Consider the following 19115-nt stretch of genomic DNA (forward strand, 5'->3'; position numbering starts at 1 on the left):
GACTGTTAAACCGATTCCCAAATCCCTCAAAGCCGCCATTTAAAAATATAACCGGTGTGCCCATCGCAAGGCAGGGCAATGCGCAATGTATTCTAGAGGTAACGACTAGCTTCGCTCTGGAAAGTCGCTTTAAATAAGAATCAGCGATTTCGAAATTCTGCTCCACGGTGGTCTCGGGGATAATCTGGGTGATGAATTTCGCTTTTTTCAGAATCTCTGCACTGAAGGTCTGCTTATATATTTTGGATTTAAGGGCGAAATCGAAGAAGCGACCTCGCTTGATTCGACTGAGCAATTTCTGGGGCGCCTTTAGCATTTCTCCAAGGGAAAAATAGTGGAATAGCGGGTCTATAAACAGAATTTCATCTGTCACCTCTTCAGGGCTTCTTTTGTACGTCTGCCCTAGTGTCAGCGTCAAGCAGCCTGAATAATAGGCGGCAACTCCTTTTTCAGAAAGAACGCGTGCGGTCGCTTTGTCGCGGCAACCTATCGGTTCATGCTGTTTAAAGTAGGCTATGCTCCCAGGAGATGTCATCTGTTCGTATACCGAGGAGTTAATATGCATCGCCACGAACAAAGGGTCAATCTTATCTGCAGGAGGCCAATTTAATGGATTGTGCATATACCAACCGTTCATAATCATTTTAATTTGATCGCCACTGTAGCTATGAAGATCTTCTCGATCCCTGTAAACGTCAACTTGAGGTAAATACTGTTTTGCCGCGATGGCTTGTACGTAATCACCTACGTTTGTTTGTGCTCGTGAGCAGCCCATAAGACCGTATTTTATATTTTCTTCCATTTTGATATGAATTTTGCTTTTATTGAATTTTCGATTAGACTGTAGTTATAATAAATAAAAATGCCACTGCCCATTAGCGGAGCTAAAAGAGACGACCAAGGGGAGCCGATATAGAGCACCGAACTAATTAGAAGAAATAACACGAGCAACTGAAAAAAAACAGCCCATGGAAATTCCGTCCCTAGAAATTGGCGCACTTGAACTACCCGGTAGACGAGCATAACGAGATATCCTAGAAAAATAGACACACTGATCCCGTAGAGTCCGAGTTTCACCAACAGGAAGCTGCTACCAATAGTCACGACACCGCCAACAATAGAGGAATAGAATATGCCTTTTGTTTTGCGCACCTTTAGATACACTGCCCCATAAAAGGAAGACAAAGCTTGTAGCATCACCGCGAGCAAGAGCACAGGGATATATTTCCAAGCCTCAAAATAGCTTGCATCAAGCAGGGAAATCATTAGCTTAGAGCAACTACTCAAGACGATGATCAGGCCGAATAGAAGCTTCAAATACTGAAGAAGCGTAGTGGAAAAGTAGTGTTTCATATCCCCTGAGCCATCAAGTCGAATAAATTTCTCTTGCCAGGCGAGGGTAAATACACTTGTGATGACCAGTAATATCGATGGGTATTTATATGATATTGCAAATAAACCGTTATAGTCCGCGCCTAAATAGCCTAAAATAACATATCGGGTGGACGAGCCAATTAGCCACCAGCTAAGCGTATTTGGCAGCAAGGGCAACGAATAGCTGCAAAAATCCATGAGTAGAGCTTTGTTTAGCTTCAGTGACGATAGATATGTTGAAAGGTTATTTTCAAAAAAGAGCCAAATGATCACGATAAGCAATGCCAAAATATTGGCAAGAAGAACCCCTTTCACCCCAAGGTTGAAAAAGAAAAGTACCCCCCCGGTAAACCCGACGTACAGTAAAGAGTAAAGAGCACTCGTTTTTGCATACACTTGGTTTTTCCCGAGGCCTCGCGTTCCTTGCTGCATAGTTGGAAATAAAATCATGAGTACCGAATAGATATACAAATAGCCACTGTATTGCACTTGAAAAAAAAGAGCAGATACCCAGAATAGAACCGAATAGATGATAATATTTAACAACACCAGACCATACACGTTTTGAAAGATGGTCGACCTATCGACTTTCTGCTCTGGATCTAGCAACCATCGGAGCAATGCGGAATCCAGCAAAAGACTGACACAAGGAACAACGAAAGAGACTGTAGTAAGAATTAAATCATACTGGCCAATTTCAGCCTTGGATAAAAAATATGTCATAAAGAACACCAGGATGAAAGAAAGCACCTTCGAACTAAAATTCCCTATCATATATAGCCCTGTAAGACTAGCTAAGCTATTGTGCTTTTTAGTGGCCACTGGTTATTTTTATTTTATAGATTTTCATAATTCTTCTATGATGACAAATCGTTACTGCCGCTGGTTGTTAACCCACAATATGTTCCCACTGAGCGTTGTAATTTCCTTTAACGAGTTCCACGTCCGATTGTACCATTTCCTTCACAAGGGCGGCTAGATCATACTGTGGTTCCCAGCCAAGTTTCGTTTTTGATTTTGTTGGGTCGCCTATCAACAAGTCAACCTCCGTTGGACGATAATAAGCAGGGTCAATCATCACGACGGTCTTCCCTATCTCAAGCTGATAATCTGGATTATGGCAGGAGATTATTTTCGCTACCTCTTTTTCATTTTCGCCTTCAAAATTGAGTTCAATTCCGAGTTCCCCGAAAGCTAGGCGTACAAATTCACGCACCGACGTTGTTACTCCTGTTGCGATAACAAAGTCTTCCGGTTGATCCTGTTGTAAAATCCGCCACATAGCCTCTACATAATCTTTCGCATGCCCCCAATCACGAAGCGAATTCAGATTCCCTAGGTATAAACATTCTTGCTTCCCTAGGGCTATAGCTGCAGTCGCCATCGTGATTTTCCGTGTGACGAAAGTCTCCCCGCGACGTGGCGATTCATGATTAAATAAAATTCCGTTGCAAGCGTACATGTTATACGCCTCACGATAATTCTTGGTAATCCAAAACCCATAAATCTTAGCGACACCATACGGCGAACGCGGATAAAAAGGAGAACTTTCGTCGTAGAAACCTTCTGCATTTTTGTTTTCTTCCAATCCGCCATATAACTCGGAGGTAGACGCTTGATAGATCCGTGTTTTCTTTTCTAAGCGAAGTATACGTACCGCTTCCAAGACACGAAGAGTGCCGATACCGTCTACGTTGGCCACATATTCTGGTGAATCAAAAGAAACTTTTACGTGGGACATCGCTCCTAAGTTGTATATCTCATCTGGTTGCACTTCTTGAATAATGCGGATTAGATTTGTGGAGTCGGTAAGATCTCCGTAGTGAAGCTTGAATCGCACGTGCAACTCATGCTGGTCAATGTAAAGATGATCAATACGCTGGGTATTAAAAGAAGATGCTCTACGCTTAATACCGTGCACCATGTATCCTTTTTCAAGTAGCAACTCCGCCAGATACGAACCGTCTTGACCGGTAATGCCTGTGATTAATGCTGTTTTCATGTTAATTATATTTGGTAGTTAAGAATGTTTTTGATGCTGTCTAAATTTAGGCTGTTGCCTATAGTTTGACCTCTTTGTAATTTTGCTGATTCTCTAAAAACCATGCGTATGTTGTGCCGATTCCCTCCTCGAGCGCTACTTTATGTTGCCAACCAAGCGCATGCATTTTGGAGACATCCATGAGTTTACGCGGAGTGCCATCTGGTTTGCTCTGATCCCAAACAATCTCACCCTGGTGACCGACCACTTTTTGTATTATCTCGGCTAGTTCCTTGATTTTTAAGTCTATTCCTGTTCCTACATTGTATAAATATTCGGGAAGAACATTATCTAAAGCAAAAAAAACGGCCTCGGCTAAATCTTCCACAAACAGAAACTCACGCATTGGGCTGCCGGATCCCCAAAGAATAACTGGTACATCGCCATTGCCCTTTGCTTCATGGAATTTACGAACCATCGCGGGCAGCACATGAGATGTCTGAAGATCGAAGTTGTCATAAGTACCGTATAAGTTTGTTGGCATCAAACTCACATAATCCTTACTAAATTGCTTACGTATTGCCTGGCACGCTTTTACTCCTGCTATTTTTGCTAAAGCATACCACTCGTTCGTGGGCTCCAACGAGTCCGTTAAAAGATATTCCTCTTTCAAAGGCTGAGGCGCAAATTTCGGATAGATGCAAGAGGATCCTAAAAAAATAAACTTTTGCACATCACATTTTAATGCGGCATCGATAAGATTGTTCTGTATCTGCATGTTCTCCATCAGAAACTGATAAGGAAAATCGTTGTTTGCAAGTATTCCTCCCACTCTCGCTGCAGCATCAATTACCACACCCGGCTTCTCAGCCTCAAAAAAAGCGCTTACAGTTGCTTGGTTTCGTAAATCAAGCTCGCTGGATGTTCTTACTAGCAAGTTCGAAAACCCTTTTTCTTCTAAATTTCTCTTGATAGCTCCACCGACCATACCGCGATGTCCGGCGATAAAAATTTTTGTATGCTTATCCATTGTTTAAAATATTAACTGCGTTTAAAAATTTGCCACCATTTACGCCGTTCCGGTTCTTGTCCGTAATTACCGTAGCCATAGCCGTAGCCATATCCGCTGTACAGGTTTCCCTTAGCCTGCACATCATTGACCACAAGCTGAATTCCACTAATTTTATTTTTGGATACAAGGTCGTTTGGAATCCGCAATTGCTCTTTATAAGTGTAGCCCTGTCTTACTACAAACAAACATAGGTCCGCGTAGCGATTGAGAAGCTGTGCGTCGGTCACCATCCCAACGGGAGGTGCGTCCATTATAATATAGTCGTACCGAAGCGCAAGTTCATCCATCATCACTTTAGTTCGGGGATTAACGAGCAACTCAGCAGGATTAGGCGGGATCGCCCCCGCTTGAATAATATCGACATTCTCATTTGTGTTCGATGTGCCGATAATATCTTCTAGTGTCATCTCTGGACGCACAACATAGTGAGAAAAGCCTTTTTTAGCAGGTAGTCCTAGTTTACTCGTGATGGATGGTTTACGTAAATCGAGCTCCATAAGGAGTACCTTTTTCTCCAGAAGTGCGAGGGAAATCGCCAAATTTAGGGCGACGTACGATTTTCCTTCTCCGGACATAGACGAAGTAAATAGGATGCGTTTACCTCCGTTTAAAGCGAATTCTAGATTTGTGCGCATCGCCCGAAACTGTTCTGCGATGGGTGACCGCGAAGATTTATCCACTACAATATCGCTTTTGATTGAGGAATGTGAAATCATTCCCAATACAGGAAGGCTATTGTTTTTTTCAATATCATCAATATTTTGAACGCGAACATTGAAAAGCTCTTTAATATATAAAAAGGTTAAAGGAACGGCCAATCCCACGATCAGCCCAACAAGCATGATAATAGAACGCTTAGGAGAGTACGGATATTTCTGCGCCTTTGGAGAGTCTATGATTCTTGAGTTTGATACATTAGCAGTCCTACTAATGGCCGTCTCTTCCCATTTTTCTTGAAGAAATATATATTGTTCCTGCTTAATCTGTTGCAGTCTTGCCAAATCGATATATCCTCGTTCGATACGGGGTACGCGGCGTATTTGGGCGGTTAGATCGGCAGAAAGTCTATCCTGATTCTCCTTTGCAAGCATAAGCTGATGACGAGCACTTCCCACATTGGCAATCATATCTTCGCGAAGGCTAGCGATCTGCCCTGTTATATTTTTAACTAGGGGATTCTCCTCAGTGTTAGCAAGTAGCAGGCGCTCGCGTTCTAGCGCCATTTCATTGTAACGCGTCACGATAGTTGAAAAAGTAGCATCTTGCGGAATGACAGCGGAGGGAACGACACGAATTTTCGTCGCATCTTGCAGGTAGCTCAATACCGCGTCGAGCGACTCCATTTGAGACTCTATCTGCGCAACACTCTTGGTATAGTCTGCTGAACTCTCTAACAATATGCGGCTTTGTTCTGAAATATCGGCAAGTTCTTCGGTTTGTTTGTATCCAGAGATCTTGTCTTCAACCCCAGCAAGCTCGTTCGTTACTTTCTCTAACCGCGCATTGATAAATGATAGCGTAGAATCTGCAACAACGTTTTTATCGTGTAAATTACGCTCAACGTATTTGTCAATAAGAATGCTCAGCAGTTCCTCTCCTCGATGAGGAACTGGAGTGTTTAACGTAAGGTCAATGGTGGATACGTTTTTGTTCGTAACTTCAACATTAAGCGCTGCGTTATATTCATCGACAACATCTCTCAGCGGCGCTATTGTGAAACCAAAAATCTGTTCTTGATTGATCTCCGGAATGGATTGCGTAATACGCAGCATCCCTATTTCGGGCAGGACAATTGAATCCCCTAGTTTCAATAACATGGTGGTATCATGACCTGACAATTGAACCCCTCCAGATTCGAGAAAATCCACTTTGAAACGTAACTTCTCTTTCACCGAATCTGGCGAAGATAGCAGTTCAACCTTGAAGGGTGCTTCATATACGGGCAAATCATGCACACTACCGATCAAAAAGTAATCTATATACGCTTGACCCGAGAGGACCATCTCGCGCATCAGGTCACTAGTTTTTAGCACTTCTACCTCATTGTCTACCGAAGACTTTGTCCCCATAAGTCCCGAAAGGTCCCCCAAGGCGGATTCAGCCAACATACCGCCTTTTTTGTCGTCTGATACGAGCAGTTTTCCATTAATCTTATACTGGGGAATAGAATATCGTAAGTAAGTAAAGGCAAGGAAGGTACATAAAACTACACTTAATGTTAACCAATACCAATGGACTAGGATATTGCTAAAAAAATTCAGTAAATCTTTATTGTCAACCTTCTTGTTCTTAAGTTCAAAATATTCTTCTTGATCTATTTTTTTACTCATAGTTATCGTACATTACTAAAAAACTCATAAAAAATTAGGTCCTATTACAGACGCGTTATTGCAACTATTAACAAGGAAAGTACAGAGCCGATGATAGCAAATGTCTGTGTTCGTGCAGCGTTGTTCGTTGCCGCTTTAGCTTTTCCAGGTTCGACATATAGAACATCATTTTGACGCAAATAAAAATAAGGCGATTGAAAAATTCGACTGTCGTTTAGATCTAGGCGTACGAGTTCCTTTTCACCATTATTGTCCCGAACCAAGAGTACGTTCTCTCGTCGTCCATATATTGTTAAATCGCCTGCTAATCCAAGCGCATCAAGCACAGAAACTTTTTCGTTAGGAACGGTGTAGGTCGCTGGTCTTGCCACCTCCCCTAAAACCGTAATTTTGTAATTAGCAAAGCGAACCTGCACGGTCGGATCTTTATAATACTGTCCGGCCAACGCTGTGATTCGCTCCCTTGCCTGGTAGGTGGTAAGTCCTTTCACTTGAACTTTTCCAATCAGCGCCATTTGAATAAAACCGTCTTTATCCACGAGAAGTCCGGAAATTACCTGGTTCCCCGTCATGGCTGCCGAACTGGCGCCCACAGCCTGCACAACCACAGATTGATTGGCAACGGCAGAAGTCGCCGGGTCGATCGTTTGAACGGTAACGCTTATAATGTCATCAGACTGAATAATAGGTTCCGAGTACACCGCTGATTCTTTAACTATTCTCGCAGAATCAATAGGCAAATCATTGAAATAAACGATTTTCTTTACTGAACAGCTCGCGCAAAAAAGTAAGATGAATAGTGATAGCCATGCTATTCGATTTGTGGTGGGTTTAGTGATCATTTTTTACTTGTTAAGTCCTTGTTCTTGTAGTAGTTGTAGATTGTAAAATATCGTATTACCTATGTTTTAAAGGCAAATAGATGCGTATTTTTAATATCACATTTTTTGAAATACTTGTTCAAGTTCTCTTTTTGCAGACCACGTTCTATGGCGCGAACATGACGTTCATGATGGACATCTGTCCCTACTAAATCAACTAGTCCATTGTCCAATAAGTACAGTGCAATCTTTCTTTCGCTAAGGCCATAATAACCGATCAATGACAGTAAATTCATCTGCAAAAGGCAACCCAGATCCTTAAAACGCTGAATGCGTTCAGGCATCTGATGATAAAACACGTAACGTTCAGGATGCGCCAAGATCGGCTTGTACCCTTGAACCTGTAAATCAAAGATGTTTTTTTCAATGTTTACACTTTCTTGTATGTACGACATCTCGATCAAAATATGCTTGTTCGGCAGGCAAGCAAATGTGCTGTTCGTATCGCCGATCATCCGATCAAAATTCCGATCCACCATATACTCTGCAGCGTACCCCGCCAAAAGATCACGAACGATCGTCGTTTGCATCGACGTGTATGCGGTGGCTATACGATCAGGTGTATTGGGATACAGCTCTTTAAAAACATGAGGCGTGAAATAGAACTCGGATAAACCTAAATCTGCCAACCGCGTCATTAAAGCAGTGCTTTGTTCGAGGTCTTTACAACCATCGTCCAATGCGGGTAGTATATGCGAGTGCATATCCACGTGCATCCAGGAAAGATCATTGTTTTGACGACGACGACTGAAAATACTCCACATGATCTTTCTGTTTTTTATATTTTTTATTCGATGTTTAGTTAATTAAGAAATATCCGGCCGGCGCGCCCGGCCGGAGTATTCCCCTACAATCACAAGTTTAACACTTGAGGTCTTTGATATCTTTTTAGCGGTCCGCCGCTTCTTTCGCACTTATGTATGGGTTGTTATCTGCTCGCTCTCGCCGTCCGTCTGGGTCTCTAGCTTCTTTAATACCACCGTTTGAACTCCCTCGGATACACCAGCTATTGAGAGTACAACCTGTTGTGAAACGTAGCCCGAGGCAACCACGCTTACCCGAAAATGAACCGGATCATCAGGTGTTGCTGACCGTTTTGGGTCTAGACAGAATACCACGAAACTCTTTGTTAATGTGAAGTCTTTATACCCTTCTTGATTATACAGATCCTTCGTATCTCCAGAGATTAAAGTCACCGCTGCACGGGAAACAGCATTTCCTTTATAATCGACCACCTGCAGAATTTTGTAATTTTTGAAAACCTCCGGCGTAATCTGCAAATCGAAGCTATTTAGCGGGTCCTCGCAAGATGCCAAACCTCCCAAAAGGAAAACGGAAACTATGTAAATCGATAATTTTATTCTACTCATTTTTTGAGTTTTCTTATATTATTAATTACAGAATCTGATAACTAATTCCTACTTCAAGCCGTGGCAAGTAACGGTAGTTTTTCAAATTGTCTTCTATTAAATCCCTGTTACTGACATTATCAACTAGAAAGCCTGTTGCCTGCATAGAAACCGTAGGCTCGGAAAGATAAAAGCAGCCTAAATCAACTTGAATGGAAAAATTCTTATCTATCACCACGTCGTTCCACCCGAAACCCACATAGGGGTTGACCGTTTCCTTCCAGTCAACATTCGTAATGATCGTCCCAAGATCCTGGGGAGCAACCACGAGGTCTCCGTAGCGATACGGGTCAGCTAAGCGCGTGTCAATCGTGCCGTCTAATCTAAAGAAGTAAGCCCCACCAAGCTGCACGTTGAAGCTGCGAAAAAATCCCGCTTTTGTTGCAAACGGTGTATAATCGAACATTAGTGACACATTGTTGGCTTTCGCATTCAAGTCGGATTCTGTATTCCTTCTGGAATAGATTCCTTTAATTGACGTCTTAAACGGCATAAACGAAGCACCAAGACGAGCGCCTATTTTTTTACCTAAGGACTTTGCGAGATGAAGACCGAAACCCGTAGTTCCGGCATGCACACCGATCGAAAAATAGGATGGATCTCCAACTGCATATACGCCAGGCAATATCGGATCCCTCGGGGTTTCTTTGGAAAATCCAATAAATGGAGCAGCAAACAAATAAAAGCAGAATAAGATAGTCGGGTGATAAATAAACCCACGTTTCAAGTTATTCTTTCGATTCATACTTGTGTTACCTTCCATTTATTTAAGACTTTTTGTTGCCCAATTTTAGATTCTAAAATGCATTTTTCTCGCCACGAATCATGTTCAATGCCGTCATGCATACGATTCTAAAGTCTAGCATCGCTGACCAGTTACTCATGTACTCAAGATCATGTTCAACACGTTTGGCCATTAATTCCGGAGCTTTAGTTTCTCCACGATATCCGTTTGCTTGTGCCCAGCCGGTGATACCTGGTTTCACAAAATGACGAACCATATAATGTTGAATTAGCTGACTATAGTGCTCCGTGTGAGAAAGCATATGTGGACGAGGCCCTACAACGCTCATCTGTCCTAAAAACACATTTATAAATTGTGGAAATTCATCCAAGTTCGTTTTGCGTAAAAACTTACCAATTGGTGTGATCCGATTATCATCCTTAGACGCCTGTTTTGCATCAGACTCTTTATTAACAACCATACTACGAAACTTATAACACCCGAACGTCGTGTTATTCCTTCCTGAACGAGGTTGTTTAAAGAAAATTGGTCCTGGGCTTTGGATCTTTATGATGATACCAATGATAGGTACTAACCAACTCAAAATGAATACCATTACTGCTATCGAAATAGCTAGATCAATCAGACGTTTCTTGACTCTATTCTCCATGGAAGACATTGGTTCTTCGTGAGACCGAAGTACCGGCAAGTCCATCGTCAAGGCCTGCCCCCGTGACCCATATTGTATACTTGCTCTCATTGCCGGAACAAAATTCAACTGTACACATTGATGATCAGCGGCCATGATAAGCTCCTGACTACAATCCGATATGTCGGGAGAGCTGACGATGAACACATCATGAATACCGGCCTTGGAGACTTCTTCGAAATAATGCGTAAATCGTTTAAGCTTTTCTTCCTTACTCGCTAAAGCATCCTTATCGCGATAATCAATAGTATTCACACTAAAAAATACATTCCCCTTCGACAAAGAACCGACTACCGGAGCGAGGTAATCATAGTGACCAATCAGAGCGACACGTTTATTCCAATTAAATCGCTTTGGCAGCACCGTATAAACATAGGTGAGGCAAAATCTAGATCCGGCACTATAGATTAATATTAATCCCGCAACAATCGCTAAATAATAGCCAATTCCAACAAACGGGTGACCGAAAAAAGTATAAGATGAAAATATCGCTAAAAAAATAATTACAGTCCGAAAGGTTTGTCTAAAAACATTTTCTAAAAATTCGATAGTACTATCAGTGTATAACCGGAGATATAATGCGCAGACTACCGCAATTAGATTGTATAATGTCCAAAGGGAAGAAAGATTGGTGGACATAATTTCTTGCGCATCTACTAGGCCATAAGTGGTGACCAAATGAAATCCAAGAAAAAAAACAATGTTTAAACAAACCACGTCCGTTAAAACAAGTAGCATCTTAACAAATGCCAACACACGATTTTGTACATACCTTTGCATAATGTTGTAATTTAAAATTGTTACCCATCGTTAATTAAACAAATTTTACTATAAAACAATAAAAATTCTTATAAATGCATTTAATAAACTATTAATTACACATAAGTATCCAGAGTCACTTCTTTCGTAAGACCGACCTTTAGATTAGAAAATTCTCCATAGTTACCTACTGCCAGAAGTAACTAAAAGTTAAACTCAGTTTAAATTAGCATGGCTTTCACCAGGCTCATTCATTTGAAATTTTCTTCTTTCTGTTTTTTAAAATAATTCTTTGTTTTTTTTACTTGTTTTTCATTAGTATAAAGTGAGTAATTCTGGTGTTTAGTTGATTACTTTATACTAAACATGGTCTTCGCCATGCTCTAATGTTTTCGTTGTGTTGTAGATCACAAATATAATCATATTATCAATAAATAAATGTATTTTTTATTTTTTTTATCTAAATAACGATAGATACTTGAGTTTTTATCAAAAAAAAGCATATAAAACCGTTAAATTAACCAACAAATAACATAAAACACATTAAATTAACACCGAAACAAGATGATACACACTAAAATTAACAATCAACTAACAGAAAATAAACAAAAAAAGTTTATAAAAAACAATATTACACATCAATAAAGCTGTATTACACCAACAACAAACAAGTAATTAAGAAAAAAAGAAGTGAAATATCGATAAACAATAAAAAAAAACTAAAATAGACGAAAAACACTATATGGAGATCCGTCCCCTAAAAGACATGCAGCTGCAATGGTTTTAATTAGACAAACCTGCCAAATTTCGGTAACAAGACGAGTTAAGTTAAACATTTCTCAATCACACAATTCGTTTTCCACTTTCTCGTTATCCCTGTTTGTTAACTATCTTTGTTAACTAGAACAAAGGGCAATGCTATGGAACAAGAAAAGTTTATACACCACAGTTCAACCTTACCTGCATCAGGTGTGGTCAATAAGGTAAATAGTCTAAATAATTTTTTACGTGATGCCCAGCATTCCGTAAAGATGCCTGTGCTATTTTTGGGACACGGCAGCCCTATGAATGCCATCGCAGAAAATGAATTCGTAGAAGGATTCAGAAATATTGGCCAGGAAATCGAAAAGCCGACCGCAATATTAGTAATCTCCGCACATTGGGAAACTCGCGGAACCTACGTGACGGCCATGTCACGACCTAAGACTATACATGATTTTGGCGGATTCCCACAAGAATTATTCGACGTTCAGTATCCAGCACCGGGAAGCCCGGAGCTTGCAACAGCAACGCAGCAAATTGTCTCTTTAACAGATATACATCTCGATGATAAATGGGGACTTGATCATGGAGCGTGGTCGGTGGTCCGTCATCTTTATCCAGACGCAGATGTTCCCGTAATCCAAATGAGCATTGACTACAGCCAGTCTCCAAGATATCACTATACACTTGCCAAAGAGCTAGCGAAGCTTCGCCACAAAGGTGTGTTGATTATCGGAAGCGGCAATATGGTACATAACCTTGGCATGGTATCCTGGCAACACCTGAATAGCACCTATGGGTTCGACTGGGCTCTGGAAGCTAATGAAAAGATGAAATCTTATATTACAAACAAAGATCATGAGCCACTGATTAATTTTAGAAGTCAAGGGCGGGTATTCGACCTAGCGATACCGACCCCAGAACACTATTTACCACTTATATATAGTTTAGCTCTACAAGATGATAAAGACGACATATTCGTGTTCAACGATAGCCCCGTCGCGGGTGCATTAACGATGACTTCCGTAAAAATCGGCTAAAAGTTCTCTCTGAATAAAAAAGAGGTCGACACCAAAAACGTCGACCCCTACTCTATTTTATAGAAATGCTATTGTTGTCTTACCAATAGAACGCATATAACGCAACCGTAATCAACACCACGAGCAATGCTCCTGCAATAAATCCGGTATGTGGTTTAAACATCTTAGTATCCACTTCAAGTCCTTGCGGAACAACGCCACGCATATTGTCTATTTTACTGATAATTAACATCCCGAGGATACAAATGATAAACACAAAACCCATACGATCTAAGAACGGTATCTCGTAAAAACCCGATGCCTGATTTAGTACCGAGAATCCTGTTGAGCTTAAGAAAGAAAGATCGACATATGCCGGCATAAACTTAAATATAACAGACAACAGGAAGCCTCCTATCGTAGCAAACAAAGCCGCATTCGATGTCGTCTTTTTCCAGAAAAAACCTAAAATAAACATCGCGAAAATTCCCGGAGAAACAAAACCTGTATATTCCTGAATATACTGAAAACCACCTTTTTTATCAATACCCAAGTGCGGTGCAATAAGCACTGCTAAAATCATCGATACGATAATAGTGATCTTCCCAACGTTCACCAGGTTACGTTCACTTGCATTCTTGTTAAAAACTTTCTGATACACGTCTAACGAAAAGATTGTAGCAATACTGTTTGCTTTTCCTGCAAGCGATGCGACCACCGCGGCCGTAAGTGCTGCAAAAGACAACCCTTTAAGACCTACAGGAAGTAGATTCAATAACACAGGATAAGCGCGGTCGGGATTAATATCGCCCCCCTGCAACATTTCTTGTTGAAACAAGCCATCTTTCCATAGTACGTAAGCTGCAATACCTGGCAACACCACAATAATCGGCATTAACAGCTTCAAGACAGCCGCAAACAACAGACCGTTACGAGCAGTTTTTAAATCCGCGCCCAGCGCACGTTGCGTGATATATTGGTTACATCCCCAATAATTAAGGTTCACAATCCACATCCCTCCGATCAACACGGTAAGACCTGGGAGATCAAGGTAATTTTCATTTTCTGGCTTAAGAATCATATGAAAATGTTCAGAAGCCTTGTTCACCATCGTGGTGTAACCGTTGATGACCCCGGAACCACCGTAATGTTGCGAAACTAAATCTAAGGCAAGATAGGTGGTCGCCAACCCTCCTAGAATCAAGAAAAACACTTGTATAACATCCGTATAGCCGATAACCTTCATACCACCAAGGGTAATAATAACTGCAAACACGGCAATTGCATACATACAGAATTCTAAACTAAACCCGGAAATACTGCTCACTGCGAGAGCTCCCAAATAAAGAATAGACGTCAAGTTTACAACTACATATAACATCAACCAAAACACAGCCATGATCATTGCTACTGTACCATTGTACCGTTTATGCAAAAATTGAGGCATCGTAAAGATCTTGTTTTTTAAATAGACGGGGATAAAGAATACAGCAACAATGATAAGCGTTATCGCCGCCATCCATTCATAGGTCGCAATTGCGAGCCCCATCTTAAAGCCAGACCCACTCATACCGATAAACTGCTCGGCGGAAATATTGGACGCAATTAAAGACGCACCGATAGCCCACCAGGTAAGCGAGCCTTCTGCTAAAAAGTAATCTTTGGAATCCCCACCGACGACTTTGGACCTTTTTCTGTTATAGACCCATATCCCGTAACCAGCGACGATCACGAAATAAACAAGAAACACAAGGTAATCTTGAGTTGATAAAATGCTATTCATATACGCGGTTTATTGTTATGACGGAAACGAAGGTAACAAAAGAATTAAAAAAATTATATAAACCGGTTAATTAAATTCTCTAAATACTCCTGTTTACCGCTAATCCTAGCGGGTTCCCCATTCTCAGCTGCGTAATTACGTAAATCCTCTAAGGTTAATATGCCCTTCTCGTAATCCGCACCGATACCGCTGTCAAAGCTAGCATAACGATCCCGACGGATTTGCTTATACTCGGACTTCTGAAGAATATTGTCTGCTGTAATGAGCGCTCGTGCAAAATTATCCATACCACCGATATGTGCATAGAATAAATCTAGGGGGTCGGTCGAATTTCTTCTAATCTTGGCGTCAAAATTCACACCACCTCCTTGCAGACCACCTCCCTCAAGAATAATCAATAATGACTCGGTAAGTTCGTTTAGATCCGTTGGAAACTGGTCGGTATCCCATCCATTTTGATTATCACCGCGGTTTGCATCGATGGATCCCAATAAACCTGCATCGACTGCGACTTGTAATTCATGTTGGAAAGTATGCCCCGCAAGAGTTGCATGATTAACCTCTAGATTTAATTTGAAATCGTTTAACAAATCATATTTCTGCAAGAATCCGATAACCGTTGCCGCATCGTAATCATATTGATGTTTGGTCGGCTCACAAGGTTTTGGCTCGATAAAAAAAGTTCCTTTGAAACCATTTTTACGTGCATAATCTTTTGCTGTATGTAAAAACCGAGCCAAGTGTTCCTGTTCCCGTTTCATATTAGTGTTCAGAAGCGACATGTAACCCTCGCGTCCTCCCCAAAAAACATAATTCTCGCCGCCTAAGGCAATTGTCGCATCTAACGCCGCTTTTACTTGTGCTCCGCCGTGTGCCAGAACATGAAAATCAGGGTTGGTAGAAGCGCCATTCATATAGCGATGGTGCGAAAACAAATTTGCTGTTCCCCATAACAATTTAATACCACTAGCTTGTTGCTTTTGCTTAGCATACTCCACGATCTCCGCTAAATGATCTTCGTTTTCTTTGACATCGTCCGTATAGTCTACCAGATCGACATCATGAAAACAATAATACGGAAATTGAATCTTTGTCATAAATTCGAAAGCTGCGTCCATTTTATCTTTCGCACGCCCGATAATCGTATCCTTTTTATCCCAAGGAAAGAAATGCGTAGGTCCGCCAAACGGATCTGAACCGTTGCCGTTAAATGAATGCCAATATGCGCAAGCAAACTTAAAATGTTCGGCCATCGTTTTACCTGCTACCACTCGCGAAGCATCATACCAGCGAAATGCCAATGGATTGTCTGACTCCAGTCCTTCATAGCTGACCTGTCCCACGTTTTTGAAATACTCTTGATCTCCTACTAAAATTTCCATACTATTTATTTTTTAATTTATTTTCTAATGACTCTTTCCACTGCCCATATAAATCATCATATAGGGTTGTATTTGATGGTTCGATCGTCGCATGCTGTTGCAAACCCGAGAAGGCTTCTTTCCGGTCCGCAAACGTCGAAGACCCTAAACCCGCCCCCAAGGCTGCCCCTACACTACCATCGTTATCGAAAAGCTGTACAGGAACGTTCGTCACTCCTGCGAAGGATTGTTGAAAGACGGGACTCAAGAAAAGATTTGCTTGCCCTGCTTTTATCACCTTTGGGTCAATACCGTTCTCCCGTAAAATGTCTAAGCCATATCGAAAGGAAAATGCGATACCCTCCTGTGCTGCCCGCCAAAGATGCGCTTCTCGATGACGCACAAAATCCAAATTTTCCATATGTGCTCCAACTGTGCGATTACAAAGCATTCGCTCAGCACCATTACCGAACGGCAATACTCTCACACCCTCAGAGCCAACTGGGATATCGGATGCGGCTTCATTAATACGCGAATAGTTCTGCCCTTGCGCCGTCATCCGCTTGATCCAGCTATTTTGTATCCCAGTTCCATTAATACACAATAGCACCCCCAGATTAGGTTTATCATTTTGGTGATTTATATGCGCAAAAGTATTAACTCTCGACTCCTTATCGTACACCAGCTCATCGGCCACGGCATATATCACACCTGATGTTCCTGCGGTTGCAGCTACCTCGCCTGCTTCAAAAACGTTTAATGAAAGTGCATTATTAGGTTGGTCACCTGCCTTGTAAGCCACAATCGTATTAGCGGACAAACCCAATTCCGAGGCGACTTCCGGTTTAATTGATCCATAATTAGAGAACACGGGATAAATATCCGGCACTAAAGATTTGTCGATCCCATAATAGGTCAACAGTTCTTCAGATAAGCAGTTTTTCTTAAAATCCCAAAACACGCCTTCAGAAAGTGAACTTATGTTACTGTTAATCTCACCTGTCAGACACATACTTAAATAATCTCCAGGCAGCATAAACTTATCAATCTTAACGTACACTTCGGGCTCGTTACGCTTCACCCATGCGAGCTTAGATGCCGTAAAATTACCTGGTGAGTTTAGATGCGATTTCAAAAATCCAGTCGGTGCTAACGCTTCAAAGGCTTCATTGCCGATATCTACAGCTCGACTGTCACACCATATTATCGCGTTGCGCAACACATTTTGGTCTTTATCAACAATAATAAGACCATGCATCTGATATGCAATCCCGATAGCTTGAATATCCTTTGGATTAAATAACCCCGTGCTATTTACTTTCTTTATAGCCTCTTTAGTGTAGCTCCACCAGCTTTGAGGATCCTGCTCCGCCCATCCGGTACGATCAGATAAAATCGCAGCCTCCGATTCCGGATAATGTGCCGAAGTAATTCTTTTACCTGTGTTCCCGTCGACCACCGATACTTTTATAGAGGATGTCCCCAAGTCTATTCCTAATAATAACATAGTTTAAATAAGATAATGTTAATGCAACCGCTTGCATAAAATTATTTATAATGTTTTATATTTACAACATTATTTTCTTAAAATCGAAAATCATTGGCAAAGAGAGCAACTATATACGACATCGCAAAAGAACTTAACATCACCGTTTCTACCGTTTCTAGAGCGTTAAACAACATATCTACGATCAGCGAGTCGACAAAAAATGCTGTATTGGAGACAGCAAAAAAATTAAATTACAGACCGAACAAAGTCGCTTCATCGTTAACTTCTGGAAAAACATACATTATAGGTGTGCTCGTTCCTAGTGCACAGATTCACTATTTCGCAAGTGTGATACATACTTTAGAGAAATACCTGAAGTCATTTGGATATAGCATCTTGCTTTACCAAACGAACGAATCACTCGAGTCGGAACAGAACGGAATTTCTACATTTCTGGAAGCGCAGGTTGACGGCATCATTGCATCCATGTCATTAGAGACAGAGGATCTTTCTCATTTTAAAAAAGTGATGGACGAAGGTAAACCACTTATAATCTTTGACCGTACCCACGATGGTTTGCGATGTCCAATGGTGAAGATCGACGATCAAAAGGCCGGTTACCAAGCAACAAAACACCTAATCGACCAAGGCTATAAAAAAATAGCATATATCACAACGGTCCATCAGATCAAGATCTTTCGGGAACGATTTGAAGGCTATAAGCTAGCGCTTGAGGAGGCCGGTCTTCCATTTGTTGATGAGTACGCCATATTCGGAGAACTAAATGTCGAGGGCGGATACCAAGGGACAAAAAAGTTGCTTTCTTTAAAAAAGACTCCTGATGCAATAATCGGAGGTGACGATTATGTCGCTCTGGGGATTATTAAAGCTCTTCATGAAAACGACATTACGCCGCCCAAAGTTGGGGTTATCGGTTTTGCAAATCAGAACTTCTCAGAACATATCATACCAAGCCTTTCGACTATAGACCAACAGGCTCCCATGATTGGAAAAGAATGCGCTAAAATGTTTTTAAAAATTATAGAACGGAGCCCTTCCTCAGACAAAGAAATTGAGCCTGTGGTCGTCGACTCCATTTTGCTCTCCAGAGAATCGACCAATAAACTTAAGTAATATCACGTCCAAAACAGTGTCGGGTGTACAAGAAATAACCCTGGTATACTAAGAAATTTATAGCTGGTCGATGATTCTGTCCGCAAACTCACTCGTCTTCAGAAGGGTTGCTCCTTCCATGAGATTGTAGAAATCGATGGTCACGGTTTTATTTTTGATCGCACCTGAAAGCGCTTCTACAATAGCGTCTGCTGCTTCCTGCCAGCCCATATATTCTAACATCATAACTCCACTTAAGATAACAGAGGATGGATTCATTGTATCTGTATTCGCAAACCGCGGCGCTGTACCATGTGTTGCTTCAAATACCGCATACCCAGTTTTGTAG

At 41.3% G+C, this 19115-nt stretch carries 16 protein-coding genes; 2 read left to right on the forward strand and 14 right to left on the reverse strand.

All coding sequences use genetic code 11. The features are described 5' to 3' along the window. The 10 genes from HP439_RS10230 to HP439_RS10275 all read right to left on the reverse strand — a co-directional run. A partial coding sequence (locus HP439_RS10230; protein WP_172390242.1) for a polysaccharide pyruvyl transferase family protein occupies nt 1-802 on the reverse strand: 802 nt, incomplete at its 3' end. After that, nucleotides 787-2148 (reverse strand): lipopolysaccharide biosynthesis protein, encoded by a 1362-nt coding sequence (locus tag HP439_RS10235; RefSeq protein WP_172390243.1) that lies wholly within the window; start codon nt 2146-2148, stop codon nt 787-789. The genes HP439_RS10235 and HP439_RS10230, both read right to left, overlap by 16 nt. A gap of 115 nt (nt 2149-2263) precedes the next feature. Next, entirely contained in the window at nt 2264-3376 is a 1113-nt protein-coding gene (gene gmd / locus HP439_RS10240) for a GDP-mannose 4,6-dehydratase (protein WP_172390244.1), read from the reverse strand. 58 nt (nt 3377-3434) lie between these two features. Next, nucleotides 3435-4385, reverse strand: a complete 951-nt coding sequence (locus HP439_RS10245) for a GDP-L-fucose synthase family protein (protein WP_172390245.1) — start codon at nt 4383-4385, stop codon at nt 3435-3437. A gap of 11 nt (nt 4386-4396) precedes the next feature. After that, nucleotides 4397-6757 (reverse strand): GumC family protein, encoded by a 2361-nt coding sequence (locus tag HP439_RS10250; protein WP_172390246.1) that lies wholly within the window; start codon nt 6755-6757, stop codon nt 4397-4399. 44 nt (nt 6758-6801) lie between these two features. Beyond that, nucleotides 6802-7599 (reverse strand): polysaccharide biosynthesis/export family protein, encoded by a 798-nt coding sequence (locus HP439_RS10255; RefSeq protein ID WP_172390247.1) that lies wholly within the window; start codon nt 7597-7599, stop codon nt 6802-6804. Between the two features lie 59 nt (nt 7600-7658). Further along, nucleotides 7659-8402, reverse strand: coding sequence for a tyrosine-protein phosphatase (locus tag HP439_RS10260; RefSeq protein WP_172390248.1), 744 nt, complete (start codon nt 8400-8402; stop codon nt 7659-7661). 150 nt (nt 8403-8552) lie between these two features. After that, a complete protein-coding gene (locus tag HP439_RS10265) occupies nt 8553-9008 on the reverse strand; it encodes a hypothetical protein (RefSeq protein ID WP_172390249.1) in 456 nt (151 codons plus the stop codon). Nucleotides 9009-9033: 25 nt separating this feature from the next. Then, entirely contained in the window at nt 9034-9810 is a 777-nt protein-coding gene (locus HP439_RS10270) for a hypothetical protein (protein ID WP_172390250.1), read from the reverse strand. Nucleotides 9811-9844: 34 nt separating this feature from the next. After that, nucleotides 9845-11260 carry an exopolysaccharide biosynthesis polyprenyl glycosylphosphotransferase gene (locus HP439_RS10275; protein WP_172390251.1) on the reverse strand — a complete coding sequence of 472 codons (1416 nt, stop codon included), beginning with the start codon at nt 11258-11260 and terminating at the stop codon, nt 9845-9847. A gap of 899 nt (nt 11261-12159) precedes the next feature. On the opposite strand from HP439_RS10275, the gene ygiD reads away from it, so the two are divergent. Further along, complete coding sequence (ygiD, locus tag HP439_RS10280) at nt 12160-13041, forward strand: 4,5-DOPA-extradiol-dioxygenase (RefSeq protein WP_172390252.1); 882 nt, start codon at nt 12160-12162, stop codon at nt 13039-13041. Between the two features lie 79 nt (nt 13042-13120). Here ygiD and HP439_RS10285 read toward each other — a convergent pair whose 3' ends face one another. From HP439_RS10285 to HP439_RS10295, 3 genes are read right to left on the reverse strand one after another with little or no spacing between them, the layout of a single operon-like run. Further along, entirely contained in the window at nt 13121-14803 is a 1683-nt protein-coding gene (locus HP439_RS10285) for a sodium/sugar symporter (RefSeq protein ID WP_172390253.1), read from the reverse strand. Nucleotides 14804-14856: 53 nt separating this feature from the next. Further along, on the reverse strand, nt 14857-16185 hold the full coding sequence (gene xylA / locus HP439_RS10290) for a xylose isomerase (protein ID WP_172390254.1): 1329 nt from the start codon (nt 16183-16185) through the stop codon (nt 14857-14859). A 1-nt stretch (nt 16186) separates the two neighbouring features. Then, a complete protein-coding gene (locus HP439_RS10295; protein ID WP_172390255.1) occupies nt 16187-17671 on the reverse strand; it encodes a xylulokinase in 1485 nt (494 codons plus the stop codon). A gap of 93 nt (nt 17672-17764) precedes the next feature. Between HP439_RS10295 and HP439_RS10300 the strand changes: the two genes are divergently transcribed. After that, nucleotides 17765-18787, forward strand: coding sequence for a LacI family DNA-binding transcriptional regulator (locus HP439_RS10300; RefSeq protein WP_172390256.1), 1023 nt, complete (start codon nt 17765-17767; stop codon nt 18785-18787). Between the two features lie 57 nt (nt 18788-18844). Here the strand turns inward: HP439_RS10300 and HP439_RS10305 are convergent. After that, nucleotides 18845-19115 (reverse strand): isocitrate/isopropylmalate family dehydrogenase (locus HP439_RS10305; protein WP_246229328.1); only part of this gene is annotated, 271 nt, incomplete at its 5' end.

This window comes from Sphingobacterium shayense, assembly GCF_013179575.1.
GTDB classification, from domain to species: domain Bacteria; phylum Bacteroidota; class Bacteroidia; order Sphingobacteriales; family Sphingobacteriaceae; genus Sphingobacterium; species Sphingobacterium shayense.

What these genes read in the sequence shown, in the direction of transcription:
- HP439_RS10260 (WP_172390248.1), bottom strand. Translation starts at nt 8,402, where the DNA reads ATGTGGAGTATTTTCAGTCGTCGTCGTCAAAACAATGATCTTTCCTGG.
- HP439_RS10270 (WP_172390250.1), bottom strand. Translation starts at nt 9,810, where the DNA reads ATGGAAGGTAACACAAGTATGAATCGAAAGAATAACTTGAAACGTGGG.
- HP439_RS10295 (WP_172390255.1), bottom strand. Translation starts at nt 17,671, where the DNA reads ATGTTATTATTAGGAATAGACTTGGGGACATCCTCTATAAAAGTATCG.
- gmd (WP_172390244.1), bottom strand. Translation starts at nt 3,376, where the DNA reads ATGAAAACAGCATTAATCACAGGCATTACCGGTCAAGACGGTTCGTAT.
- HP439_RS10245 (WP_172390245.1), bottom strand. Translation starts at nt 4,385, where the DNA reads ATGGATAAGCATACAAAAATTTTTATCGCCGGACATCGCGGTATGGTC.
- HP439_RS10255 (WP_172390247.1), bottom strand. Translation starts at nt 7,599, where the DNA reads ATGATCACTAAACCCACCACAAATCGAATAGCATGGCTATCACTATTC.
- HP439_RS10250 (WP_172390246.1), bottom strand. Translation starts at nt 6,757, where the DNA reads ATGAGTAAAAAAATAGATCAAGAAGAATATTTTGAACTTAAGAACAAG.
- HP439_RS10265 (WP_172390249.1), bottom strand. Translation starts at nt 9,008, where the DNA reads ATGAGTAGAATAAAATTATCGATTTACATAGTTTCCGTTTTCCTTTTG.
- ygiD (WP_172390252.1), top strand. Translation starts at nt 12,160, where the DNA reads ATGGAACAAGAAAAGTTTATACACCACAGTTCAACCTTACCTGCATCA.
- HP439_RS10235 (WP_172390243.1), bottom strand. Translation starts at nt 2,148, where the DNA reads ATGATAGGGAATTTTAGTTCGAAGGTGCTTTCTTTCATCCTGGTGTTC.
- xylA (WP_172390254.1), bottom strand. Translation starts at nt 16,185, where the DNA reads ATGGAAATTTTAGTAGGAGATCAAGAGTATTTCAAAAACGTGGGACAG.
- HP439_RS10285 (WP_172390253.1), bottom strand. Translation starts at nt 14,803, where the DNA reads ATGAATAGCATTTTATCAACTCAAGATTACCTTGTGTTTCTTGTTTAT.
- HP439_RS10275 (WP_172390251.1), bottom strand. Translation starts at nt 11,260, where the DNA reads ATGCAAAGGTATGTACAAAATCGTGTGTTGGCATTTGTTAAGATGCTA.